We start from the raw sequence: 23,455 nt of genomic DNA, 5'->3' as shown, positions 1-23,455 counted from the left end.
TTGACGTGCGGGCCGCTTCTGCCCGATTTTGCGCAGGAACAAACCGCGAATATGGGGTCCGAACATGCCGGATGGCGGCGCCTCTCCCTCCTTCTCCCCGCTGCCCTCCCTCGCCCGGAAGGGCCGTGGCGCCGTCACCAACCCCGATATCCGCTTCGAGAGCCGCGCCACCGAGGCCTGGGATGATGGCTGGGGGACGCTGGAGGCGCATTTCGCGGACCTGCCGCCCCTGCCGACCACCCTCACCCGCGAAACCGCGCGCAGCGCGCTGTCCTGGAATGACAGCCCGGATCTGGGCTTCGACCGCTCGCTCAACCCCTATCGCGGCTGCGAGCATGGCTGCGTCTATTGCTATGCGCGGCCCTCCCACGCCTATGTCGGGCTCTCGCCGGGGCTGGATTTCGAAACCAGGCTGCTCTTCAAGCCCGATCTGCCGGAATTGCTGGCGCGCGAACTCGCCAAGCCGGGCTATGAGCCTCGCCCCGTGGCGCTCGGCGCCAATACCGATCCCTACCAGCCCGTGGAGCGCACGCTTGGCATCACGCGCCGGGTGCTGGAGGTACTGGAGCGCTTCGGCCATCCGGTGACCATCGTCACCAAGGGCGCGGGCGTGCTGCGCGACCTCGACATCCTCAGCCGGCTCGCGCAGCGCAACCTGGTGCATGTGTGCCTCTCGGTCACCACGCTGGACCTCAAGCTCGCCCGGGTGATGGAGCCGCGCGCCGCCTCGCCGCTGCGCCGGCTCGGCGTGATCACGGAACTCGCCCGCGCGGGCGTGCCGGTGGGCGTGCTGGCCGCGCCGATGATCCCGGGGCTGAACGACGCGGAGCTCGAGAAGATCCTGGAGGCCGCCGCCCGCGCGGGGGCGACCCGCGCCGGCTATGTGCTGCTGCGCATGCCGCATGAAATCCGCACGATGTTCGAGGCCTGGCTGCGCGAACATCACCCGGACCGCGCCGCGCGCGTGCTCGCCCTGGTGCGGGAGACACGCGGCGGCGCGCTCTATGACAGCCGCTTCGGCCAGCGCCAGACCGGCACCGGCCCCTATGCGGAGCTGCTGGCGCAGCGCTTCAAGCTGGCGCTGCGCCGCTTCGGCCTGGATGGCCGGCGCGATGTCAGCGCCAGCCTCGATTGCAGCCAGTTCAGCCCGCCGAACGCGCCGGCAAGGCAACTCGAACTGCTGTAGGATTCAGTCCGCGGTGGCGCCCACGGCCTGGATCACGACGCGCCAACGGGCACTTTCCTCCGCCATGAACTGCGCGAATTCCACCCGGCCCATGCGCTTGGGCACCGCGCCGCCGGCGATGATGCGCTGTTGCAGGGCGGGCTCATCCATCACCGCCAGCAGCTCGGTCTCAAGCCGCGCCAGGATCGGCTCGGGCACGCCGGCCGGGGTGCACAGGCCGAACCAGCCGGTGGAGACGATGTCGATGCCCTGCTCACGCATCGTCGGCAAATCGGGGAAGGCGGCGACACGCTCGGCCCCGCTGACCGCGATGGGGCGCATCCGCCCGGCCTGGGCGAGCTGCGTCACGGCCGAGATCGACTGGAAGAGCATGTCGATCCGCCCCTCCATCAGGTCCGTGTTCATCTGCCCGCCATTCGTATAGGGCAGGTGCTGCATCGTCAGGCCGGTGATGACCTGGAATTGGCTGCCGGCCAGATGCTGGGAGGATCCCGCGCCGACCGAGCCGAAATTGATCGCCCGGTTCTGCGCCCGCGCCCAGGCGATGAATTCCGGCAGGGTGCGCGCCGGCACGGCAGGCGGGATGACGACGATGTTCGGCACCAGGCCGATGATGCCCACCGCGGCGAAGTCGCGCTCCGGGTCGAAGGGCATGTTGCGGTAGAGCCACTTGTTCGCGGCATTGGCGGCGATCGAGGCGAGGCCCACCGTGTAGCCATCGGGGGCGGCGCGCGCGACCTGCGTCATGCCGATATTCGTCCCCGCGCCGGGGCGGTTGTCCACCACCACCGGCTGGCCGAGCCGCACCGAGAGCCGGTCGCCCACCAGCCGCGAGAAGACATCGCCCGCCCCGCCTGCCGGGCCAGGGTTGATCCAGCGGATCGGCCGGTTCGGCCAGTCACCCGTCGCGGACTGAGCCTGGGTCTGGGCATGGGCGGCCGGCGCGAGGCCCGCGGCACCGAGGCCCAGCAGCGCGGCGCGGCGGCCGATGGTGAAACCCGTCATCGATGATTGTCTCCCGTTGGGTGAGGGCTTGATGCGCCAAGCCCCGATGGCTTTGCAAGAGCGGTGCCGTGACGCAGGCTGTCGCCGCATTGGACATCAGGAGTCGTGCGATGGGTGACGTTCTCGGCTGGCGCTGCAAATTCGGGGTGATGGGCCCTTCCACCAACACGGTGGTGCAGCCTGATTTCGACATGATGCGCCCCGCCGGCGTGACCAACCACTACAGCCGCATCTTCACCCCCAATGCCGACGCCGTCTCCAACGAGACCTTCCGTGCCGGCGCCGAGCTGATCGGGCGCAACACGCTCGACGCCGTAAAGTCGGTGATGACCTGCAAGCCCGACCATCTGGTGATGGGCATGTCGGCGGTGACCTTCTTCGACGGCGCCAAGGGGGCAGACCGCTTCGTGAAGGAGGTCGAGGACCTTTCGGGCCTGAAGATCAGCGTCGGCAGCCATGCCTGCACCGCCGCGCTCAACGCGCATGGCGGGGTGAAGCGCATCGCCGTGCTCTCCCCCTATTGGCCGGCGATGAACATCGAGGTCGCGCGCTATTTCGGCGACATGGGCTTCACCGTGACGCGCGACATCGCGCTGCGGCGCACGAGCTGGATCGCCATCGCCGAGACGACGCCAGCCGAATGCGTCGCCGCGCTGAAGGAACTCGATGGCGACGACGTGGACGCGATCGTGCAGGTCGGCACGAATCTCTCGATGGTGAAGCTGGCCGTGATGGCCGAGATGTGGCTCGGCAAGCCGGTGATCGCGATCAATGTCGCGACCTATTGGCACGCGCTGCGCGCGCGCGGGATCATGGACAAGGTCGAGGGCTGCGGCAGCCTGCTCGAGCGGTTCTGAGATCAACGGCCGCCTTCGGCGACCGTTGATCTCAGCTTTCGTGCCCTCAGTCGGCGGGCGCGCGCTCCGCGCGCTTGCCTTCGCGGCACAAGCCGCGGCGGCCATTCGGCCGCTCGTCCGCCTGCGGCGGCCGCTTCCCGCTCAATCCTGCATACGACTCAGATGCCCCACTTCTTGTTCAGTTCCTCGAAGAAGCCGCTCGCCAGGTGGATGGTGACCCAGGCGTTGAGGAAGTTCAGGAAGGCGAAGTCCTGCTGCGGCGCCATGAAGGCCAGCGGGATCGGGTTGCGCGGCTGCTCGGTGAACAGCGCGACCAGGTCGGGGTATTCGCGCGTCAGCCGCGCCGATTCCAGCGTGCTCGACATGGTCGCGTCCACGCGCCCGCCCAGCAATTCCTGCCAGTCGCGCGCCGGGCTCTCCACGCGGCGCAGCGTGGCCGTGGGCAGGGTCTGCTGCACGAAGGTTTCCATCGTCGTGCCGAGATTGGTGCCGATGGTGACACCGCGCTGGTTCAGCGATTCCCAACTCGTGAAGCGCGCGGCGTTGCGGCGCGTGGTCAGCGGCACGAAGCCGGTGCGGCCCCAGGGGATGGTGAAGCTTGCCGCCAGCGCGCGCGCCGCCGACATCGAGGTGCCGGCGAAGACGGCGTCATACTGGTCGGCCTGCAGCCCGTTCACCAGGGTGCGCCACTCGGCGGCGACGAATTCAGCGCGCACGCCCATATCCTTCGCGAGCTGCTCGCCCGCCTCGATCTGGTGGCCGCGATAGCTGCGCGTCGCCGGGTCACGGAAGCTCAGCGGGTTGAAATCGCCGGTCGTGCCGAGGCGGATGCGCCCCGCGGCCTGGATGGCGGCGAGCTTCCCGCCCGCGGCCGCGCCCTGCGCCATCACCTGGCCCGGCAACAGAAGGGCGCCGGCAGCGGCGAGGCTCGGGAGATAGCGGCGTTGCATGGGTAGTCTCCGGCGTGTGTGTGTGCTGCAACATATAGCCTCACGCCCCCACTCCGAAAGGGAGACCGCTTTGCGCCCGGCACGAAGCCTCGTTCTCCTGCTGCCGCTGCTGCTGGCCGGTTGTGGCGGCAATTGGGGCTGGCATGTCGTCAACCCGGCCGACCCGCGCGGCCAGACCAACCTGCTGTTCATCATGGAGGGGCTGGGGGCGACCATCGGCCTCGCGCTCGCCGCCATGGCGCTCTCGCTGGCGGTGGGCACCGCCATCGCGCTGCTCGGCTTTTCGCGCTTCCGCCTGCTGCGCTGGACGAACCGCGTCTGGGTCGAGGTGTTCCGCGCCGTGCCGATCCTGGTGCTGATCCTCTGGAGCTATTACGGCCTGCCCGTGGTGCTCGGCATCCGGCTCGATGTCTTCACCGCGGCGCTGCTGGCGATCGCGCTGTGCGATTCCGCCTTCGAGGCGGAGATCCTGCGCGGCGGCATCCAGAGCGTGGAGCAGGGCCAGCGCGAGGGCGCCTTCGCGCTGGGGCTGACGCGCTGGCAGGCGATGCGCTTCATCATCCTGCCCCAGGCGATCCGCCGCGTGCTGCCGCCCATCGCCAACCAATTCATCTATGTCGTGAAGATGAGCAGCCTGGCCAGCGTGATCGGCTACCAGGAGATCACGCGGCGGGCGAATGAGCTGGTGGTCACGGTGTTCCGCCCGCTCGAGATCTATACCGTGCTGATCCTGCTCTACCTGGTGCTGATCCTGGCGATCTCCTTCGCCGTGCGCTGGCTGGAGCGCCGCCTGGGCGCGGACCAGTCCCGCCCGCGCGAGGCGTAAGGTTTCGTGACAATCGGGGCGCCGGTTTGGACTTGAAGCGGCGCCCTTCCCGGGCAACATGATATGTCATGGACCCGCATCGACGCCCCCCCATTCTCGACATGACGCCCGAGGGTGAATTCCGAGACGCGGCAGGCGCACCCCGCCCCGCCAGCGGTCTCGACCGCGCCCTGGCACGGGTTGGCGGCGTCGCCATGCTCGTGGCGATCGCGGCCGGGGGCCTGGTGCTCGCGGCGCTGGCCATCCTCTTCGTGGGGCTGATCCTGCCGGTGCTGATCGTCGCCGGCGCCATCGGGGCGGGCTCGCTGTGGTGGCGGATGCGCCGCGCGCGGCGCGAGGGCCGGCCCATGCCCACCCCCACCTTCATCGTAATTCGCCGCTGAAGCCTCCGGCCGGACCGCCCTTCGCGGTCGACCCCGCGCGGCTCTACGAGGTCGGCCCGGCCGGCACCGCCTGGACCGAGGCCGAGGACGCGGCGCAGGCGGCGCGCCGCAAGCGCCGGCTGCGCTGGCTGTTTGCCATCGGCATCGGCGTGAACGCCGCGACCTGGACGCTGGCCGGGATGGCGCTGGCGCTCGGGCGCGGCTGGGGCGCGGCCTTCGGGCTGCTGGCCGTCGCCACCCTGCCGCTGCTGGCCTTGCCGGCCCTGGCCGAGGCGCTGTCGCGCCTGCGCGCCTGGCGGCGGCACCGGCGCCGGCCCGCAACCTTCCCCCGCTGATCAGGGCTGGAACAGCGCCGCCCCCTGGCGTCGGGCGGGGTCGCGCGCCGCGCCGGGCGCGGCCGGTTCGTGCGCCAGCGCCGTGACCGGCACGCCCGCGCGCTGCAGGCCCGCCATCAGCGCCGCGGCCCGCGCGGCCGCGAGGCGTATGGCGGCCTCGGCATCGGGCGCATCGCCGGCCTCGCTGAGCACCCGGATGGGCAGGGGCCGGCCCGCCGCGGCCGAGCGCGCGCGCCAGGCCTCGGCGAAGCCCGCCAGCACGGGCTGGCAGGCGGGCGGCAGATCGGTGCTGCCGGGGGCGAAGTCGCAGGTGGCGACGCGCGGCGGCAGCGGGCTGGTGGCAGAAGCCGGCCCGGCCAGGATCAGGCCGAGCGCCGCCCGGCGCCTCACGCCGCGGCGGCCAGATGCGCGCGGTTGGCCTCGGCGATCAGCCGGTAGCTGCGCTGCCGGGCGGCGGCGTCGTGGCAGGGGGTGAGGATCGCGACCTCCGACACCCCATGGTCGGCGGCGAGCGTGGCGAGCTTCGCGGCCACCTGCTCCGGCGCGCCGACCAGCGTGCGGGCGCGCTGGCGCTCAAGCCGCGCGCGCTGCTCGGGCGTGTAGGGGTAGGCCTGCGCCTCCTCCGGGCTGGGCAGGGCCGGGTAGATGCCCTGGTCACGCGAGAGCTTCCACAATTCGCGCGAGCTGTAGAGCCGCAGCGCCTCGGCCTCGGTCTCGGCGGTGATGGCGAAGACCGCCAGCGCCCCCTGCGGCGCGGCGAGGCGCCCGGGCGTGGCCGGATGCGGGCGGAAGCCCTCCCGGTAGAGCTGCATCGCCTCCGCGCTGCCGCGGCCATCGGTGATGAAATGCGCGAAGCAGTAGGGCAGGCCGAAATAGGCGGCGAGCTGCGCGCCGAAATCCGAACTGCCGAGGATCCAGACCTGCGGGCGCGTCGGCACCGCCGGGTTGGCGGCGACGGCGCGGAAGGGGTGGCCCTCCGGCAGCCCGTCGCCGAGCCAGCCCATCAAATCCTGCACCTGGTTGGGGAAGCGCTCTGCCGCCTGGGCGGCGTCGGGGTTCAGCGCATAGGCGGTGCGGCCATCGCTGCCCGGGGCGCGGCCGACGCCGAGGTCGATGCGGCCCGGCGCGATCGCTTCCAGCACCCGGAACTGCTCGGCCACCTTCAGCGCCGAGTAGTGCGGCAGCATCACCCCCGCGGTGCCGATGCGGATGCGCTGGGTGGTGGCGGCGATGGCGGCGACCAGGATCTCCGGCGCGCTGCCGGCATGGGAGGCGCTGTTGTGATGCTCGGCCAGCCAGTAGCGGTGGTAGCCCCATTGCTCGGCCAGCGGCGCCAGGGCGAGCGTCTCGCGGATCGCGTCATCGGCGCCGCGGCCCGAGGCGATGGTGGATTGATCCAGGATGGACAGCGTGAGCGGCATGCGAAACCCTCCAAGGGGTAAAATGGGCCCTCAAGGGCTGGGCGTCGAGGCAGCAGGATGGCGATGACGGAAGAGGATTTCATGCGGGCCGCCATCGCGGCCTCCCGCCAGGGCATGGCAGGGGGCGCGGGCGGGCCCTTCGGCGCGGTGGTGGTGATGGACGGGCGGGTGATCGCCGAGGGCTGGAACCAGGTGACCTCCACCAACGATCCCACCGCCCATGCCGAGGTCGTGGCGATCCGCCGCGCCTGCACCGCGCTGGGCCGCTTCGACCTGCGCGGGGCCACGGTCTACACCAGCTGCGAGCCCTGCCCGATGTGCCTGGCCGCGCTCTACTGGTCGCGCTGCGATGCCGTGGTCTATGGCAATGACCGCTTCCAGGCGGCCGCCATCGGCTTCGATGACGAGTTGCTCTATGTCGAGATCCCCAAGCCCATAGAGGCCCGCGCCCTGCCGATGCGCCGCCTGCTGGCGGCCGAGGCGCTGGAGGTCTTTGCCGAATGGGCGGCGAAGCCGGACAAGGTGGCCTACTGACAGGGTGCCGGAAAGCAGCAAGGCCGCCCCTTGCGGCGCGGCCTTGCCAGAAGCCCGTTCAGGCGCGCGGCGGCGCCTCAGACGTAGTCGTAATGCAGCACCGCCGGCGTCCAGACATGGACGTGGATGTTCTCGATGTTGGTGAAGGTCACATCCGCCGTGGCGAAGGTGTGGGTGCCCTGCTTCTCGGTGTCCGACAGGGCAACCCAGGCCAGCACCTCGGCGAGCAAGGCGGGCCAGAGGCCGGCATTGATCTCGATCGTCAGGCGGTCGAAGCCGTTGCCGCCATCGACCGTGTCGTGGCCCTCGAAGGCGTAGTGGATGAAGGTATCGTTGCCGTCATCGCCGAAGAGCGAATCGGCACCCGCGCCACCGAGCAGCGTGTCATTGCCGAAGCCGCCGAACATCGTGTCCGCGCCGGCCTGGCCGTTCAGCCAGTCATTGCCGCCCTGGCCCTCGACCCGGTCGCGGCCATTGCCGGCACGGACCTGGTCATCGCCTTCGCCGGCCCAGACCGTGTCATGGCCGCTGCCGGAGCTGATCGTGTCGTTGCCGCCATCGCCGCTGATCGTGTCGGCGCCGGTGCCGGCGCTGATGCGGTCATGGCCATTGCCGCCCTGGACGTAGTTGTGCCCGTTGCCGGCCTGGATGTGGTCATTGCCCTCATCGCCGGTGATGGTGTCCGCCCCGCCGCCCGCGACCAGCAGGTCGTGGCCGTTGCCGCCCTGGACCTCGTTGTGCCCACCGCCGGCATTGATGCTGTCATTGCCGTCCTCGCCGAAGAGGCGGTCATTGCCGTTGCCGGCGCGCACGAAGTCGTCGCCGAAGCCGGCCAGCACCTGATTGTGGCCGTGGCCGGCGAAGATGGTGTCGTTGCCGGCCTCGCCCCAGATCGAATCATTGCCGCCGCCGGCCACGATGAAGTCGTGGCCCGACCCGCCCATCACCTGATTGTGGCCGTCCCCGGCATAGAGGAAATCGTCGCCATCGCCGCCGAAGAGGGAATCATTGCCGGCACCCGCCCGCAGCAGGTCATTGCCCGCGCCGCCGACCAGGATGTTGTTGCCCGACAGATCGACCAGGTAGTCATGGCCATCGCCGCCATCGAGCCAGTCATTGCCGAGGCCGCCATTGATGCTGTCATTGCCGCCATGGCCGAAGAGCGTGTCGTTGCCCGCGCCGCCATTGATGAAGTCGAAGCCGCCTCCACCCTGGATCTGGTCGTCCCCGCCGAGACCGAAGATGTCGCTGCCCGGTGCGAAGGGATCGAGCACAATGGTATCGGTCAGGATCGTTCCGAAGATCAACGGACGCGGCATGTGGCTTCTCCCTGCGTCGAACTACGCCGGCGGCACGCTACAATACCCACCGGGGGTTGTGCCAGTGACTTGTTAACCTCTGGCAAGCCGCCCGATCAACAAAGCGTGTGCGCCCGGCCGCCGGGGCGCTCAGACCGCGACGCGGCCGAAGATCGCGCTGAGCACGGCAAACAGCGCCCCGCCCACCAGGAAACCCACGATCGTGCCGTTGATGCGCACATATTGCAGGTCGCGGCCCACCCGCAGCTCGATCTTCTCGGTCACCGTCGCCGTGTCCCAATTCGCCACCACGCCGGCGATGAAGCCCGAGAGCTGGGCGCGCGCATTGGGCAGCAGCGCGATCAGGATCCGCTCCGCCGCGCGGTTCAGCCGCGCCACGGCGGCCGGATCCTCGGCCAGCAGCGTGCCGGCATTGGCCAGCGCGCCCTGGATCGCCGCCACGGTGCGGCCTTCCGGATTCGCCGCATCGGCCTCGAGTGCGGCGCGCAGCCGCAGCCAGACATCGCCGAGCCAGGCAGCCACGGCCGGATGCGCCAGCGCCTGGCGCAGCGCCCGGCCCACGGCGGCGGCACGCTCGGGGTCGGTCTCCAGGCGGTGCACCTCGGCGCGCACCCAATCCTCGAAGGCCACCCGGATGTCGGAATCGCCCGGCTCGACCTTCTCCAGCTCGGCATTGAGCGCCGAAAGCACGCGCCTTGCGATGGTCGCCCCGGCCAGCCAGCCCACCAGCGCGCCGCCCTCGGCGCGCACCCGCGCGGCGATCGCGGCCTGGAGCTGGTCCTCCTTCGCCGCCAGCAGGGCCTTCACCTGGCTCACCGCCAGGCCGAAGACCTCCTGGTGGCGCCCGCCCTCGATCAGCGCGGTCAGCATCCGCGCCAGCACCTTCGCCGCCCCCGGCCCGCCGGCGAGGCGCGGCAGCAGCCGGGCCATCAGCTTGCGCGCGCGCCCATCCTCGAGGCTGTTGAGGATCTTCGGCATCGCCCCGGCCAGGGCATTGGCGGCCGGCTGCACCGACTCCGGGTCCGACAGCCAGGCGCGCAGGATCCCCGCGAGGTCGAGCCGGGCCAGCACGCGGGCCACTTCGGCCTCGGTGAAGACGTGGTTGGCGACGAATCGCCCCAGCCCCGCGCCCAGGCGCTCCTTCTGCATCGGGATGATGGCGGTGTGCGGGATGGGCAGGCCGAGCGGGCGGCGGAACAGGGCGGTGACGGCGAACCAATCCGCCACGCCGCCGACGAGGCCCGCCTTGGCCGAGGCCTGCAGCAGGTCCGTCCAGTAGCCGGGCGGCAGGCTGTAGCTGCCCACCACCACGCCGCCCATCGCCACCAGCAACCCGGTGGCGAGGCCGCGCTGGCGCGCGAGCGCACGGCGGAGGTCGTCCTCGGTCGGGCCCAACGGGGAAGGCGTGGGGGGAGAAGGCGTGGGGGGGGTGTCGGGTCTGCCCTGCATGGAGCGAGGAGGTAGGGCGCCACGCCCCCTTTGCCCAGCCGGGCAGAGCCTGATAGAGAGCGCTACGTTATAAGGTAACCATGCCCCAGTTCCTTTCCCTTGCCCTGTCACCCTCCGCCGGTGCCGGCCCGCGCCTGATCCTGGCCGCCGGCCTGCTGGCCGGGCTGTGGCTGGCCGTGGCCTGGGCGCTCCGCCCATGAGCGCCGCGCCCCGCGGCCCGGCGGTGGAGTTGCGCGACGTGACGGCGACGCATCGCCGCCACCCGGCCGTGCACCACGTCTCCGCCGCCTTCGCCCCGGGCAGCCTGACCGCGCTGGTCGGGCCGAATGGCGCGGGCAAGACCACGCTGCTGCGCACCATCGCGGGGCTGCATCCGGTCGATCACGGCAAGGTCAGCATCTCGGCCGGGCGCGTGGCGCTGCTGCCGCAGCAATCGGGCATGGACCGCAGCTTCCCCATCCTGTGCGGGGAGGTCGTGCTGCAGGGCGCCTGGGCGCGGCGCGGCGTGCTGGCCGGCGTCACCGCCGCCGATCGCGATCGCGCGCAGCACGCGCTGGAGGCCGTCGGGCTCGGCGGCTTCTGGCGCCGGCCGGTCGGCGAGATGTCGGCCGGGCAGTTCCAGCGCCTGCTCTTCGCGCGGCTGCTGCTGCAGGATGCCGACCTCATCCTGCTGGACGAGCCCTTCAACGCGGTGGATGCCCGCACCGCCGCCGACCTGCTGCGCGTGCTGCGCGGCTGGCATGGCGAGGGCCGCACCATCCTGGCCGTGCTGCACGACCTCGACCTGGTGCGCGACGAATTCCCCGACACCCTGCTGCTGGCGCGCGAGGCCGTGGCCATGGGCCCGACCGCGCAGGTGCTGACCGCCGCCAACCGCCTGCGCGCCCGGCAGATGGCCGAGGCCTGGGACGACGCCGCGGCCCCCTGCCTGCCATCCCCCAGCCCACAAAATCGGGCGGCGTGATGCTGGAGGGCCTCTACGGCCCCTTCGTCGAGTTCGGCTTCATGCGCCGCGCGCTGGTGGGCTGCCTCGCGCTCGCCATCGCCGCGCCGCCGCTCGGCGTCTTCCTCATGCTCCGCCGCACCAGCCTGACGGCCGAGGTACTGGCGCATGGCGTCACACCGGGCATCGCCGCCGGCTTCCTCATCGCGGGGCTCTCGGTGCCGGCCATGTCGCTGGGCGGGCTGGTCGCGGGCCTCGGCGTGGCGCTCGGCGCGGGCGCGCTCTCCCGCGCCACGGGCGGGCGGGAGGATGCGGCGCTGACCGCGCTCTACCTCATCGCCCTGGCGCTGGGGGTGACGCTGGTCTCGCTGCGCGGCGACACGGCGGACCTCACCCACCTGCTGTTCGGCCAGGTGCTGGGCGTGGATGACGATGCGCTGCTGCTGATGGCCGGCGTGGCCAGCCTCACCTTGCCGACCCTGGCGCTCGCCTGGCGGCCGCTGGCGCTGGAATGCTTCGACCCCGATTTCGCCCGCGCCGAGGGCGTGCGCGGCGGCCGTTGGCACATGCTGTTCCTGGGCCTCGTGGTGCTGAACGTGCTGGCGGCCTTCCAGGCCATGGGCACGCTGATGGCGGTGGGGCTGATGATGCTGCCCGCCGTGGCCGCGCGGCATTGGGCGCGCGAGTTGGGGCGGATGGCGGTGGCCTCGGTGGTGGTGGCGGTGATCGCCGCCTATCTGGGGCTGTTGGCGAGCTACCATCTCGACCTGCCCTCGGGCCCGGCCATCGTGCTGACGGCGGGGCTGCTCTGGGCGGTTTCGATCGTCTTCGGCCCGGTCGATGGCCTGCTGGCGCGCTACCGCCGCCGGCCGCATCTGGCCGGCTGAAGCCGGCCATCTTGTGCCCTCAAGCGCCGGGCGCGGCCATCCGGCCGCTTGGCTCGCCGCATAAGCGGCGGGCGCCATTCGGCGCCTCGGACCGCTCTGCGGTCCGCATTTCACCGAACAAGACGGATGGCCCTACCCGCCATGCGTGGCGTGGGCGAATTCCGGCACCAGCGCGCCGAGCCGTGCCAGCGCCCCGTCGCGATCCCCCCGCTCGGCCATGGCGGCGATCTCGGCGATGGCGGCGCGCATCTGCGCGGCATCGGTGGTGCGCGGCACGGCGACGAGCAGGCCGGGGAAGTTGGTCGGCTGCGGCGGCTCCTGGCCGTGGAACAGCTCCTCGAACAGCTTCTCGCCCGGGCGCAGGCCGGTGAAGCGGATCTCCACATCCTCATCCGGCTTGAGGCCAGCGAGGCGGATCATGCGCCGCGCGAGGTCCACGATCTTCACCGGCGCGCCCATGTCGAGCACGAAGATCCCGCCCTCCCGCAATTCGGGCGGCTGGTCCTCGCGATCCGTGGCACCCACCACGCTCGCCTGCAGCACGAGCCCCACCGCCTCGCGCACCGTCATGAAGTAGCGGCTCATGTCCGGGTGGGTGACGGTCAGCGGCCCGCCGCGCTCGAGCTGGCGGCGGAACAGCGGCACCACCGAGCCGGTCGAGCCCAGCACGTTGCCGAAGCGCACGGTGACGAGGCGCATCCCCGACCCTGCGCGCGCATCGCGATCCAGCGCCTGGCAATACATCTCGGCGAGGCGCTTGGAGGCGCCCATGATGGAGCTCGGATTCACCGCCTTGTCGGTGGAGATCAACACCATCAGCGCCACACCGGCCTCGCGCGCCGCATCGGCGACGATGCTGGTGCCGAGCGCATTGGTCAGCAGGCCTTCCAGCGGGTTGTTCTCCACCATCGGCACATGCTTCAGCGCGGCGGCGTGGAAGACGAGCTCGGGGCGGATCTCCGCCATCAGCCGCGTCATGCGCGCGGCGTCGCGCACATCGGCCAGGATGGCGCGGCGCGGCACTTCCGGGTGGCGCTCGCGCAGTTCGAGGTCGATCTCGTAGAGCACGTATTCGCCGTGATCGAGCAGCGCGAGGCTGGCCGGGCCGAGGGCCGCCACCTGCCGCGCCAGCTCGCCGCCGATGGTCCCGCCCGCGCCGGTCACCAGCACGCGCCGTCCCTGCACCAGCCTTGCCATGCCCTCGCGGTCGAGCGGCACCTGGGGACGGTCGAGCAGGTCCTCGATCTCGATGCCGCGCAGGGTCACGCGCGTCTCGGCGCCTGCGCGCTCGCCGGGGCGGCGGCTCGCCTGGTCGAGGCTGGTGGGGCGCGGCGCGCGCTTCACCGGCAGGCCGTGGCGGTCCGCCGCGTCGAGCAGCGATTGCAGCGCCGCGCCCTGCAATTCATTGCCGGCGAGGATGAGCTGGCTCGGCAGCCGGCCTTCCTCGCGCAGGGATTCCAGCACGGCGGCGGCGTCCTCGACCGTGCCGAGGATCGGCAGGCCGTGCAGCCGCCGGCCCATCTGGCGCGAGCGCAGGGCCAGGATGCCGGCGACGCGATAGGCCGGGCTGCGCTCCTGCTGCAGGGCGCGCAGGAAGAGATCCGCCGCATCGCCGGCGCCCACCAGCAGCACGGGCGCGGCCGGGGTTTCGGTGGCCGGGCCGGCGCGGCCGCTATGGCGCAGCCGGGCCGCGATGCGCGTGCCCGCCAGCATCGCCGCCAGCACCAGCACATGGATGATGGGGAAGCCCGGATTGGGCGAGCGCCAGGCCTGGGCCAGGTGCAGCGCCAGGGTGAAGAGCAGCGCGGCAATGACGGCGGCGACACCCGTGGCCAGGATGTCCGGCAGCGAGGCGAAGCGCCAATATTGCCGCGGCAGGCCGAAGGGCAGCCCGCCCAGCGCCAGCGTGCCGGCCGCCAGCGGCAGGGCCAGCGCCCACCACAGGATGGGCGGCCAGGCCCCGGGGGCGGCCAGCCAGACGGCCGCCGGCAGGGCGAGCATCGCCACGAGCGAATCGAGCCCGAGATTCAGCAGGATGCGGTCACGCGCCGAGGCAGCCATGCGCCACCCTTAGACCGCGCTTGCGCGCCGCGAAAGCGCACCCCCTGCCAGCCGCGAAGGCGGCCCCCCCGCGACGCCGGGCGCGATCGGTGGCAGAACGGGGTTTCGGTAGGGAGATCGGGATATGGCCGAAGGCAGGCTGGTGATCGGCACGAAGCGCTACTCCTCCTGGAGCCTGCGCGGCTGGCTCATGGTGCGGCTGGCGAATCTGGACGTGACGGTGGAGGTGCTGCGCCTCGCCGGCGCCGGGGCGGGCGGCACCGCCGAGATCAAGGCGGTCTCGCCCAACGGGCTGGTGCCCTATCTGGAGCATCGCGGCGCGCGGGTGTGGGAGAGCATCGCCATCGCCGAATACTGCGCCGAATTCCATGCCGATCTCTGGCCGCGCAAGCGCACCGCGCGCGCCCATGCGCGCTCCATCGCGGCCGAGATGCATAGCGGCTTCCGCGCGCTGCGGGGCGCGATGCCGATGAATCTCGGCCGCACCTTCCCGGGCATGGGCCGCACGCCGGAATGCCTGGCCGACATTTCCCGAGTTGAGGCGATCTGGGCCGAGGCGCTGGGCCCCTATGGCGGGCCCTTCCTGATGGGCGCCGAGTTCGGGCTGGCGGATGCGATGTATGCGCCGGTGGTCACGCGCTTCCTGACCTGGCAGCCGGAGATCTCCGCCACCTCGCGCGCCTATTGCGACGCCGTGCGGGCGCATCCGCTGGTCGATGAGTGGTATCGCGACGCGGCGGCCGAGCCGGCCGAATGGCTGCTCCCCCACTATGAGAACCCGGTGCCCGTCCGATGACCGCAGGGCGCAGGCCCGAAGGTCTGAATCGGCCGGGCCCTCAGCCGTGACATTCGCGGTTGCCCTCGACCATGTCGGCCTCTGCGCGCGCGACCCGGCGCCGCTCTGGGCGGCGTGGCAGCGCATGGGCTTCGCCCTGTCGCCGGTGGCGCAGCAATCGGGCAAGCGCTCGCCCGGTGGCCCGACCGAGCCCTTCGGCTCGGGCAATCGCTGCGCCTTCCTCCGGCATGGCTATGTCGAGTTGCTGGGCATCCTGGACGACAGCCTCTTCGCCAATGGGCTGGACCGTTTCCTCGCGCGCCATGCGGGGGCGCATATCGTCGCCCTCGGGATGGATGATGCCGAGGGCAATCTCGGCCGGCTGCGGCGCGGCGGGCTCGACATCCCTGGCATCGCCTGGCTGGAACGGCCGGTGGAAGCGGGCGGGCCGATCGCCCGCTTCGCCCGCCTGCCCTTCCCCGACGCGCCGGAAGGGCGCATCCAGCTCGTGCAGCACCTCACACCCGAACTCGTCTGGGATGCGCGCTGGATGGGCCATACGAATGGCGCCGTGGCACTCGAGAGCACCATCCTGACCGCCGCGAACCCGGCCGAGACCATCGCGCGTCTCTCCCGCCTCGCCGGCCTGCCGGCCGAGCCCGATCCGGTCGCCGGGTTCCGCCTGCGCCTGCCCGGCGCGGTGGGTGCGGCGGGGCCGCATTCGCCGGCCATGGAAACCCAGATCCGGGTCCTGCCGCCCGAGGCGCTGGGCCGAATCCTGCCCGGCGTCGAGGCCCCGGCCCAGCCCTTCATCGCCGGCCTGGTGCTCCGCACCGAGGACCAGGGGCAGCGCGCGGCTGGCGTCTTGGCGGGGCTGCCAACCCGCAAATCTCCGCTCGGCCTGATGGTGCCGCCCGAGGCCGCGGGCGGCGCCGCGGTGGTCTTCGCATGACCACCGCCGCCGCGATCAGCCATTCGTTGCGCACCTATTACGGCCCCGGCCGCGCCGCGGCGCTCGACGCTTTCCAGGCGCGCTTCCTCGGTCCCGGCGATCTGGGCTTCGATGTCGGCGCCCATGTCGGCGACCGCACGGCGAGCTTCCGGCGGCTCGGCGCCCGCGCCGTGGCGGTGGAACCGCAGCCGCGCCTGGCGCGCCTGCTGCGCCTGCTCTTCGGGCGCGATCCGGGGGTGGTGCGCATCGCCGCCCTGGTCGGCGCCGCGCCGGGCGAGGCGGTGCTGCGGGTCAACACCGCCAACCCCACCGTCGCCACGGCCTCCGACGCCTTCATCGCCGCGGCCGAGGGGGCAGATGGCTGGGAGGGGCAGGTCTGGGACAGCGAATTGCGCCTGCCCGTCACCACGCTCGATGCCCTGGCCGCCCAGCACGGCCTGCCCGATTTCGTGAAGATCGATGTCGAGGGCTATGAGGCCATCGCCCTTTCGGGCCTCAGCCGCGCGCCGCGCAGCCTCTCCTTCGAATTCACCACCATCCAGCGCGAGGTCGCCGCGCAGTGCCTCGAGAAGCTCGCGGCGCTGGGCTACAGCGCCTTCAACGCCTGCCTGGGCGAGGGCATGCGCTTCGAACATGCGCGGCCCATCGGCGCGGCGGCGATGGCGGGCTGGATCGCCGCCCTGCCGCACGCCGCCAATTCCGGCGACGTCTATGCGAGCCTGGAGCCGGCGAGGCTCGCGCGCTGACATGCAGCTCTACGCCCTGGTGCAACACATGACCTTCGCCGCGCTGCTGGCCCTGCTCTCCGCGCTCGTGGTGCGGCTGATGATCGCGCGGCCGATCCTCGACATCCCCAATGCGCGGAGCGCGCATGTCACCCCCACGCCGCGCGGGGGCGGGCTCGGCGTGGTGGTCGCCTTCGTGGCGGGCATGGTGGTGCTGTTCCAGGCGGCGGATTTCGCGCGCATCGCGGAGCGGCAATTCCTCGGCGTCATCGCTGCCGCCATCGCCATCGCCGGCGTCGCGCTGTGGGACGACATGCGCCACCTCTCCGCCCGGCTGCGGCTGGGGGCGCAATGCGCGGCGGCGGTGGTCGCGCTCGCCTCCGGGCTGGTGGTGGACCGGCTCGCGCTGCCCTGGATCGGGGTGGTGGAGCTGGGCTGGCTCGGCGTGGCGCTCAGCCTGTTCTGGATCGTGGGCTGCACCAATGCCGTGAACTTCATGGATGGGCTGGACGGGCTGGTGGGTGGGACGCTGCTGATCGCCTCCGCCGCGCTGGCCGTGATCGCCGCCACGCAGGGGGGCTGGTTCGTCTATGCGGCGGCCTTGTTCCTCGCCGCCGGCTTCGCGGGCTTCCTGCCCTTCAACCTGCACAAGGCGCGGATCTTCATGGGCGATGTCGGCAGCCAGTTTTCCGGCTTCGTCATCGCCGTGCTGGCCATCGCCGCGGCGGGCTTCGACACGCAGGCCGTGTCCTTCCTGATCGTGCCGCTGCTGATCTTCTCGCTGCTGTTCGACGCGGGATTCACGCTGGCCCGCCGCGCGGCGATGGGCGAGAAGCTGTCGGAAGGCCACCGGACGCATCTGTATCAACTCGCGCAACGATCCGGCATGGGCGTGCGCGTGGTGGCGGGCGTGCATTGGGGGTTTGCGATCTTCCATGCCGGTCTGGCGGGACTGTTCCTGACGCTCTCGCCCAATCTCAAGCCGCTGATCGTGCTGCCGGCGCTGGCCGGGCAACTCTGCTGGCTGTTTCTCGTCATGCGCCGGATGCGCGCGGCGGGGCTGGGTTGGCGCTGAGCCCGGGCCCATATCCTCGCCATGTCCCTCACCCACCCCCCCACCACCCTGCCGGAGCCCGTGGCGCGCGAGCTGGAAGCCGCGGTCGCGCAGCTCGAATCCCTCTCCCTCGCCGCGCGGCTGTCCAACGCGCTGGGCCAGCCGATTGAAGCGCTGCGCGCGCGCCTGCCCTCGGGCACGCAGGGGATGATCGACGGGGCGGTGCGCGGCGCGCTCTCCACCGCCATGCAGGCCGCGCTGAAGACCGCACCCAGCCGCAACCCGCTGCCGATCCCGGATCACTGGTTCCATCGCGGCCTCGCGGCGGCCTCGGGGGCGGCGGGCGGCGCCTTCGGCCTGCCGGGCACGCTGGTCGAGCTGCCGGTCTCCACCACCCTGCTGCTGCGCCAGATCGCCGCCATCGCCGAGGCGAATGGGGAGGATCTGGCCGACCCGCTGACGGCCGCCGAATGCCTGAAGGTCTTCGCGCTGGGCGGGCGCGACCCGGGCGACGACGCGGCCGAGACCGGCTATTTCGCCGTGCGCATCGCGCTGACCGAGGCGCTGAAGAGCGTGGCCGGGGCGGGCGTGTTCTCCTCCATCCTGCCGGGTTTCGTGGCCGCCATCGCGGCGCGCTTCGCCGGCCCGGTTGCGACCAAGCTGGCCGTGCAGGCCGCCCCGGTGATCGGCGCGGCGGCGGGGGCGACGGTGAACCTCGCCTTCCTCGCGCATTTCCGCGCCATCGCGGAGGGGCATTTCACCGTCCGCCGGCTGGAACGGACCCATGGCGCGGCCCGCGTGCGGGCGGCCTATGAGGCGCTGAAGACCCAGCGGGACGCGAAATTCCTGGGGTAGGCGCCGCCCGGGACGGGGTGCGGGCCGCGCTGGGCGCGCCCGCGCTCGCCATGGCGGCGACCTTCATCGCCTTCGGCGCGGCGGTGGCCGAGGCCGGGCTTTCCCTCACCTGGTCGCTGATCGCCACCGGCGCGGTCTATGGCATGGCCGGGCAATTGGTGCTCTTGCAGGCGACGAGCCTGGGCGTGCCGGCCATCCCCGCCACCATCGCGGCGACGGCGGCGAATGCGCGCTTCCTGCCCATGTCGGTCGCCATCGCGCCGCTGCTCGGCGCCCGCAGCGGCTGGCGGCGGCTGCTCGGCCTGCCCTTCATCGCCATCACCCCCTGGGCGGCGGGGATGCGGGTGCTGCCCGGCCTGCCCGATACGGCGCGGCTGCCCTGGTTCCTCGGCTTCTCGGGGGCGAGCTGGAGCGTGGCGATGGCGACCACCGCCGCCGGGCACCTCGCCGCGCCGCTGTTGCCGATGGAGTGGCGCGCCGCGCTGCTTTTCACCAACCCGCTCTATTTCGCCCTGCTGATGGCGGGCGACCTGGCCCGGCCCGGCGTGGCGCCGGCGATATTGGGCGGGGTGCTGGCCGCGCCGCTCGCCTGGTGGGTCGGCGGCGCCTGGGGGCTGCCGCTGGCCGGGCTGGTGGGCGGGAGCATCGCCTTTCTCGCGATGCGGCGCCGATGAGAAGCAGCTTACGAAGTTCCGGCCTGCGGCCCGGAGGGCCGAGCGGCCGAATGGCCGCCGCGGCCTATGCCGCGCAGCCAAGGCGGCCGGATGGCCGCCGCCCGGCGCCTGAGGGGCACGAAGGTGAAGCCTTCGTGCACGCCGCAAAATGACCGAGGCCGATATCGCACTCTGGCTGACGGTGGCGATCGGCTTCGGGCTGCGCCTCGTGGGGCTCGCGCTGGGCGGCGTGCTGCGGGCGGATCACCCGGCGATCGCCTGGGCCTCGGCGGTGTCCGTCGCCACCCTCGCCTGCTTCGTGGCGCTGGCGCTGGTGGCGCCGAGCGGGTTGCTCGCCACCGTGCCCTGGCCCGCGCGCCTCGCCGGGGTGGTTGCCGGGGCCGCGGCCTATCTGCTCGGCGGCCAGCGCCTGCTGCCGGCGATGCTCGCGGGGCTGGCGGGGCTGGTGCTGGCGCGGCTCGTCACGGGGTGAATCGGTAGAGCTTCGCCGGGTTGTCCACCAGGATGGCGCGGCGGGTCGCTTCGTCCGGCGCCCAATCGGCCAGCAGGTCCAGCAGCGCGGCATCATCGGGGATGGTCGTGGCGTTGGGGTGGGGCCAGTTGGTGCCCCAGACCATCCGCGCCGGCGCGCTGCCCACCAACGCGCGGGCGAGGTCACCCACCGCCGCCGGGTTGCCCTGGTCCAGGCTGTAGGGCGAGGAGAGCTTCACCCAGCCGCGCCCGGCCTGCAGCAGGTCCTGCACCACGCCCCAGGCCGGATGCGCCGCCCAGTCCCGCGGCGGCAATTGTGCGAAATGGTCGAACACCACCTCGCAGGGCGCGGCGCGCAGCACCGGGGCGAGGTCCGCGATCATCGCGGCCGAGGCGAAGACCTGCAGGTGCCACCCCAGATCGGCGAGCCGCTTCGCGAGCGGCGCCACATCGGCCGGGCTGAGCGGAATGCCCTGCACGAGATTCGCCCGCGCGCCGACCACGCCCTCCGCCGCCATGGCGCGCAGCCCGGCCGCATCGGCTTCGGGCCGGACCACCGCGACCATGCGCGCCCGCGCGGGGCCCCAGTCGCGCAGCGCGCGCAGTTGCAGCTCATTGTCCGTGCCGTAGGTGGAGGGCTGCACCAGCACCAGCCGCTCCACGCCGAGGCGGGCCAGCAGCCGCGCGTGATGTTCCCTTGTTGCGCTCTCATGCACCCGCCCGCCCGGCGCCACGGGCCAGGCGGCGTCATAGACATGGTGGTGGCAATCCACCGCGCCCGGCGGCACGGCGAGGCGCGGCGGCGCGGTGCCAGCGGTGAAGGGGATGTTGCCCGGATCGCTCATGGCCTTACGCTAGCCCCACAAGATCACGGGATGCGAGACGCCATGTTGCGGGTTTTCCTGAGCCACACGCCCGAGATGCGCGCCGGCTACTACCCGCCCCGCGCCGAGGCCGCGCTGCGCGACTTGGCCGAGGTGGTGCTGCACCAGGGCGACACGCCGCTCGCCGGCCGCGCCCTGGCCGAGGCCGCGCGGGGCTGCCAGTGCATCGTCGCGGACCGCGCCACGCCCGGCACCGCCGAGACCTTCGCGCATCTGCCCGGCCTGCTCGCCTTCCACCGCGTCGCCGTGGATATCTCGACCATCGACGTCCCCGCCGCCTCCGCCGCGGGCGTGCTGGTGACGCAGGCGACGCCCGGCTTCGTCGATTCCGTCGCCGAGATCGCCATCGGCATGATGGTGGACCTCGCCCGCGGGGTCTCCGGCCATGCGGCGGCCTACTGGGCCGGCACGCCGCCCGTCTCGCGCATGGGGATGCAGCTGGCGGGCAAGACGCTCGGCCTCATCGGCTGGGGGCGCATCGCCCAGCGCATCGCGCCCATCGCGGTGGCGATGCGGATGCGCGTGCTGGTGCAGGACCCCTATGCGGCCATCGACGCGCCGGGGGTGGAGGCCGTGGCGCTGGATCGCCTGCTGGCGGAGGCGGACGTGGTGATGCCGCTCGCCATCTCGAACGCGCAGACACGCCACCTGATGAACGCCGGCACCATCGGCGCCATGAAGCGCGGCGCCTTCCTCATCAACCTCTCGCGCGGCGAATTGGTGGAGGAGGCGGCGCTGGCCGCGGCGCTGGATTCAGGCCATCTCGCGGCGGCCGCGATGGATGTGGGCAGCGCGCCCGACCAGCGCCCGAACCCGGCCCTGGCAACTCGCAAGAATGTGGTCGCGACGCCGCATGTCGCGGGCCTCACCCCCGAGGCGGCGGAGCACCAGGCGATGGATACGGTGCGCCAGGTGGCCGCACTCGCGGCCGGGCGGATGCCCGAGGGCGCGGTGAACCCCGAGGCCGCCCGCCATCTGCGGGCCTGGTTCGCCGCGCCGCGGGCATGACCGCGCGGCGCGTGAAGCTGAGCCCCGGGCGGCAGCACATCGCCGATCTGTCCTGGCTCTCGCTGCGCGTGCCGCGCTGCATCCTGCGCGCGGAGCTGGCCGTGCCGCGGCTGCTGGCGGCGCGCGCGGCGCTGCCCGCCCCGCGCCCCGCCTGGCCGATGCTCTTCGCCAAGGCCTTCGCCCTGGTCGCCGCGGAGCGCCCGGCGCTGCGGCGCATCTTCGCCACGCTGCCCTGGCGGCATCTGCTGGAAGTGCCCGAGGCCATCGGCTGCATCCTGGTCGAGCGGCGCTACAACGGCGAACCCATGGTCATGGCCGCGCGCTTCCCCGGCCTCGCCACCACGGCGCTGCCGCAGCTCGGCGCGCAGCTGGCGGAGGCACGGAACGCGCCGGTGCGGCAATACCGCCCGGCCTATCGCATCCTGCGGATGCTCTGCCTGCCCTGGCCGCTGCGCCGGCTGATCCTGCGCTGGAGCCTCGCCACCGCGCGGCCGCTGCTGCGCTATGCCGGCACCTTCGCGGTCTCGAGCGTCGGCGGGCAGGGCGGGTCGATCGTGGACAGCGTCAGCCCGCTGCCCGCCTTCCTCACCTTCGGGCCGATCGATCCGGCCGGGCGGGTGGAGGTCTTCCTCGCCTTCGACCACCGGGTGATGGACGGCGCCGAGGCCGCCCTGGCGCTGCGGGCGCTGGAATCCATGCTGGAAAGCACCCTGGCGGCCGAGGTGGAAGCCCTGCTCAGCTTCGCGGAATCACCCGCGCATTGATCGCATGGGCCAGCAGCAGGATCCCCGCCGCCGCCAGCAGGAAGCCCGGCGCGAAGCCGAAGCCGCCAATGATCGCGCCGAAGATCACCGCCCCCAGCGCCTGGCCGAGGAAGAGCGACATGGCGAAGCCCGCCACCGCCGTGCCGCGCGCCTCGGGCAGCGCCTCGGTCGCGCGTGCCTGCAGCACGCCATGCAGCATGAAGAACACCAGGCCGAGCAGCGCCTGCGCCGGCACCACCACCCACCAGGCCGGCGCCAGGCCGATCACGGCGAGGCACAGGCACAGCCCCGCCCCGCCCCAGCGCACCATCCCCCGCTCGCCCAGCCGCGCCACCAGCCAGGAGGCGCGCTGCGTGTAGAGGATCGCCCCCACCCCGAACCCCGCCGTGACGAGCCCCGCCCCGGCGGCGGAGAGCGCGAAGCGCTCGATGAGGGAGGAGGCGATGAAGGGAATGGCGCCGCCGAAGAGCAGCATCCCATCCGCCGCCGCCGCCAGCATCAGCCGCCGCCCGGCGGGCCGGCCGAACAGGCGCAGGAACCCGCCGAGCCCCAGGCTCGCCGCCCCGCCCCCGCCTTCGCGCCAGCCGGGGCCCAGCCCCACCATGAACACAAGCGCGATCACCGCCCCCATGCCGCCCAGCACGAGGAAGGAGGCGCGCCAGCCGGCGAGTTCCGCCATGATGCCCGAGATCGGGCCGGCGAGCAGGTTCGCCATCACCATGCCGGTCAGGAAGCGCCCGATCACCGCCTGGCGCTGCTGGTAAGGCACGCGGTCGCCGATATGCGCCATGAAGAGCGGGATGGTCGCTGCCGCCGCCAGGCCCGAGGCGATGCGGAAGGCGAGCAGCGCGCCGAGATCGGGGGCGAGCGTCGCCCCCAGCAGCGTGGCCGCGTAGAGCGCCATGGCCACCGCCGCGACGCGCAGCTTGCCGAAGCCATCGCCCACCGGCCCGGCGAAGAGCTGCCCGAGCCCGTAGGCCAGGGCGAAACCGCCGATCAGGGGGGCGACCGAACCAAGCCCCACGCCGAATTCGCGCGCCAGCATGGGCAGCAGCGGATCCAGCACCCGCATCCCGCAGCCCACCGTGAAGGCGGCAAGGCCCATCAGCCAGATGGGCGGGGAGATGCGCGCCGGGG

The 23,455-nt window shown here is 72.4% G+C and carries 26 protein-coding genes; 17 read left to right on the top strand and 9 right to left on the bottom strand.

All coding sequences use genetic code 11. The annotated features are described in order from the left end of the window. Positions 1–64 precede the first annotated feature (64 nt). A complete protein-coding gene (locus AC2D9U_RS15610) occupies positions 65–1,186 on the top strand; it encodes a PA0069 family radical SAM protein (protein WP_484750585.1) in 1,122 nt (373 codons plus the stop codon). Between the two features lie 3 nt (positions 1,187–1,189). Here the strand turns inward: AC2D9U_RS15610 and AC2D9U_RS15605 are convergent, their stop codons facing one another. Then, complete coding sequence (locus AC2D9U_RS15605; RefSeq protein ID WP_484750584.1) at positions 1,190–2,191, bottom strand: Bug family tripartite tricarboxylate transporter substrate binding protein; 1,002 nt, start codon at positions 2,189–2,191, stop codon at positions 1,190–1,192. A 110-nt stretch (positions 2,192–2,301) separates the two neighbouring features. On the opposite strand from AC2D9U_RS15605, the gene AC2D9U_RS15600 reads away from it, so the two are divergent. Then, the gene (locus tag AC2D9U_RS15600) at positions 2,302–3,048 is read left to right on the top strand and encodes a maleate cis-trans isomerase family protein (RefSeq protein ID WP_484750582.1); all 747 of its coding nucleotides are present in this window, start codon (positions 2,302–2,304) and stop codon (positions 3,046–3,048) included. A gap of 158 nt (positions 3,049–3,206) precedes the next feature. Here AC2D9U_RS15600 and AC2D9U_RS15595 read toward each other — a convergent pair whose 3' ends face one another. After that, positions 3,207–3,998, bottom strand: coding sequence for a transporter substrate-binding domain-containing protein (locus AC2D9U_RS15595; RefSeq protein ID WP_484750580.1), 792 nt, complete (start codon positions 3,996–3,998; stop codon positions 3,207–3,209). A gap of 70 nt (positions 3,999–4,068) precedes the next feature. On the opposite strand from AC2D9U_RS15595, the gene AC2D9U_RS15590 reads away from it, so the two are divergent. The 3 genes from AC2D9U_RS15590 to AC2D9U_RS15580 all read left to right on the top strand — a co-directional run bounded on the left by AC2D9U_RS15590 (position 4,069) and on the right by AC2D9U_RS15580 (position 5,542). Then, positions 4,069–4,824: an amino acid ABC transporter permease gene (locus AC2D9U_RS15590; RefSeq protein ID WP_484750578.1), complete on the top strand. Its 756-nt coding sequence runs from the start codon at positions 4,069–4,071 to the stop codon at positions 4,822–4,824. 68 nt (positions 4,825–4,892) lie between these two features. Next, positions 4,893–5,207, top strand: coding sequence for a hypothetical protein (locus AC2D9U_RS15585; protein ID WP_484750576.1), 315 nt, complete (start codon positions 4,893–4,895; stop codon positions 5,205–5,207). Continuing rightward, positions 5,135–5,542 (top strand): hypothetical protein, encoded by a 408-nt coding sequence (locus tag AC2D9U_RS15580; RefSeq protein ID WP_484750574.1) that lies wholly within the window; start codon positions 5,135–5,137, stop codon positions 5,540–5,542. Before AC2D9U_RS15585 ends, AC2D9U_RS15580 begins: the two co-directional genes overlap by 73 nt. Here AC2D9U_RS15580 and AC2D9U_RS15575 read toward each other — a convergent pair whose 3' ends face one another. After that, positions 5,543–5,932 (bottom strand): hypothetical protein, encoded by a 390-nt coding sequence (locus AC2D9U_RS15575; protein ID WP_484750573.1) that lies wholly within the window; start codon positions 5,930–5,932, stop codon positions 5,543–5,545. Continuing rightward, on the bottom strand, positions 5,929–6,963 hold the full coding sequence (locus AC2D9U_RS15570; protein ID WP_484750570.1) for an LLM class flavin-dependent oxidoreductase: 1,035 nt from the start codon (positions 6,961–6,963) through the stop codon (positions 5,929–5,931). The genes AC2D9U_RS15575 and AC2D9U_RS15570 overlap by 4 nt, the downstream gene beginning before the upstream one ends. 57 nt (positions 6,964–7,020) lie before the next feature. On the opposite strand from AC2D9U_RS15570, the gene AC2D9U_RS15565 reads away from it, so the two are divergent. After that, positions 7,021–7,497, top strand: coding sequence for a nucleoside deaminase (locus tag AC2D9U_RS15565; RefSeq protein WP_484750569.1), 477 nt, complete (start codon positions 7,021–7,023; stop codon positions 7,495–7,497). Between the two features lie 77 nt (positions 7,498–7,574). Here the strand turns inward: AC2D9U_RS15565 and AC2D9U_RS15560 are convergent, their stop codons facing one another. Both AC2D9U_RS15560 and AC2D9U_RS15555 read right to left on the bottom strand, forming a co-directional pair. Beyond that, the gene (locus tag AC2D9U_RS15560; RefSeq protein WP_484750567.1) at positions 7,575–8,816 is read right to left on the bottom strand and encodes a calcium-binding protein; all 1,242 of its coding nucleotides are present in this window, start codon (positions 8,814–8,816) and stop codon (positions 7,575–7,577) included. 129 nt (positions 8,817–8,945) lie between these two features. Beyond that, positions 8,946–10,211: a DUF445 domain-containing protein gene (locus tag AC2D9U_RS15555; protein ID WP_484750565.1), complete on the bottom strand. Its 1,266-nt coding sequence runs from the start codon at positions 10,209–10,211 to the stop codon at positions 8,946–8,948. Positions 10,212–10,461: 250 nt separating this feature from the next. On the opposite strand from AC2D9U_RS15555, the gene AC2D9U_RS15550 reads away from it, so the two are divergent. Beyond that, positions 10,462–11,229, top strand: a complete 768-nt coding sequence (locus tag AC2D9U_RS15550) for a metal ABC transporter ATP-binding protein (protein ID WP_484750563.1) — start codon at positions 10,462–10,464, stop codon at positions 11,227–11,229. Then, positions 11,229–12,095 (top strand): metal ABC transporter permease, encoded by an 867-nt coding sequence (locus AC2D9U_RS15545; protein ID WP_484750561.1) that lies wholly within the window; start codon positions 11,229–11,231, stop codon positions 12,093–12,095. Before AC2D9U_RS15550 ends, AC2D9U_RS15545 begins: the two co-directional genes overlap by 1 nt. A gap of 132 nt (positions 12,096–12,227) precedes the next feature. Here the strand turns inward: AC2D9U_RS15545 and AC2D9U_RS15540 are convergent, their stop codons facing one another. Beyond that, complete coding sequence (locus AC2D9U_RS15540; RefSeq protein WP_484750558.1) at positions 12,228–14,156, bottom strand: polysaccharide biosynthesis protein; 1,929 nt, start codon at positions 14,154–14,156, stop codon at positions 12,228–12,230. A gap of 124 nt (positions 14,157–14,280) precedes the next feature. Between AC2D9U_RS15540 and AC2D9U_RS15535 the strand changes: the two genes are divergently transcribed. From AC2D9U_RS15535 to AC2D9U_RS15505, 7 genes are all read left to right on the top strand, one after another. Beyond that, complete coding sequence (locus tag AC2D9U_RS15535) at positions 14,281–14,952, top strand: glutathione S-transferase (RefSeq protein WP_484750556.1); 672 nt, start codon at positions 14,281–14,283, stop codon at positions 14,950–14,952. A 46-nt stretch (positions 14,953–14,998) separates the two neighbouring features. Further along, a complete protein-coding gene (locus AC2D9U_RS15530; protein WP_484750553.1) occupies positions 14,999–15,883 on the top strand; it encodes a VOC family protein in 885 nt (294 codons plus the stop codon). Next, positions 15,880–16,629: an FkbM family methyltransferase gene (locus AC2D9U_RS15525; RefSeq protein ID WP_484750549.1), complete on the top strand. Its 750-nt coding sequence runs from the start codon at positions 15,880–15,882 to the stop codon at positions 16,627–16,629. The genes AC2D9U_RS15530 and AC2D9U_RS15525 overlap by 4 nt, the downstream gene beginning before the upstream one ends. A gap of 1 nt (position 16,630) precedes the next feature. After that, positions 16,631–17,683: an MraY family glycosyltransferase gene (locus tag AC2D9U_RS15520; protein ID WP_484750546.1), complete on the top strand. Its 1,053-nt coding sequence runs from the start codon at positions 16,631–16,633 to the stop codon at positions 17,681–17,683. Between the two features lie 21 nt (positions 17,684–17,704). Further along, entirely contained in the window at positions 17,705–18,517 is an 813-nt protein-coding gene (locus tag AC2D9U_RS15515) for an EcsC family protein (RefSeq protein WP_484750545.1), read from the top strand. 17 nt (positions 18,518–18,534) lie between these two features. Beyond that, positions 18,535–19,191 carry an AzlC family ABC transporter permease gene (locus AC2D9U_RS15510; protein ID WP_484750542.1) on the top strand — a complete coding sequence of 219 codons (657 nt, stop codon included), beginning with the start codon at positions 18,535–18,537 and terminating at the stop codon, positions 19,189–19,191. Positions 19,192–19,339: 148 nt separating this feature from the next. After that, positions 19,340–19,663 (top strand): hypothetical protein, encoded by a 324-nt coding sequence (locus tag AC2D9U_RS15505; RefSeq protein ID WP_484750540.1) that lies wholly within the window; start codon positions 19,340–19,342, stop codon positions 19,661–19,663. Here the strand turns inward: AC2D9U_RS15505 and AC2D9U_RS15500 are convergent. Next, the gene (locus AC2D9U_RS15500; protein WP_484750537.1) at positions 19,653–20,507 is read right to left on the bottom strand and encodes an amidohydrolase family protein; all 855 of its coding nucleotides are present in this window, start codon (positions 20,505–20,507) and stop codon (positions 19,653–19,655) included. The two genes, AC2D9U_RS15505 and AC2D9U_RS15500, sit on opposite strands and share 11 nt — an antisense overlap. A 42-nt stretch (positions 20,508–20,549) precedes the next feature. Between AC2D9U_RS15500 and AC2D9U_RS15495 the strand changes: the two genes are divergently transcribed. Together AC2D9U_RS15495 and AC2D9U_RS15490 are read left to right on the top strand one after the other, a co-directional pair. Further along, positions 20,550–21,554, top strand: a complete 1,005-nt coding sequence (locus AC2D9U_RS15495) for an NAD(P)-dependent oxidoreductase (RefSeq protein ID WP_484750535.1) — start codon at positions 20,550–20,552, stop codon at positions 21,552–21,554. A gap of 11 nt (positions 21,555–21,565) precedes the next feature. Further along, entirely contained in the window at positions 21,566–22,318 is a 753-nt protein-coding gene (locus tag AC2D9U_RS15490) for a hypothetical protein (RefSeq protein ID WP_484750533.1), read from the top strand. Here AC2D9U_RS15490 and AC2D9U_RS15485 read toward each other — a convergent pair. Then, positions 22,290–23,423 (bottom strand): MFS transporter, encoded by a 1,134-nt coding sequence (locus tag AC2D9U_RS15485; protein WP_484750531.1) that lies wholly within the window; start codon positions 23,421–23,423, stop codon positions 22,290–22,292. The two genes, AC2D9U_RS15490 and AC2D9U_RS15485, sit on opposite strands and share 29 nt — an antisense overlap. Positions 23,424–23,455 lie beyond the last annotated feature (32 nt).

Source organism: Roseomonas sp. TF40 (assembly GCF_057219975.1).
Note: the sequence above shows the minus strand (reverse complement) of the source record. Positions and strands in the feature narration are given on the sequence as shown.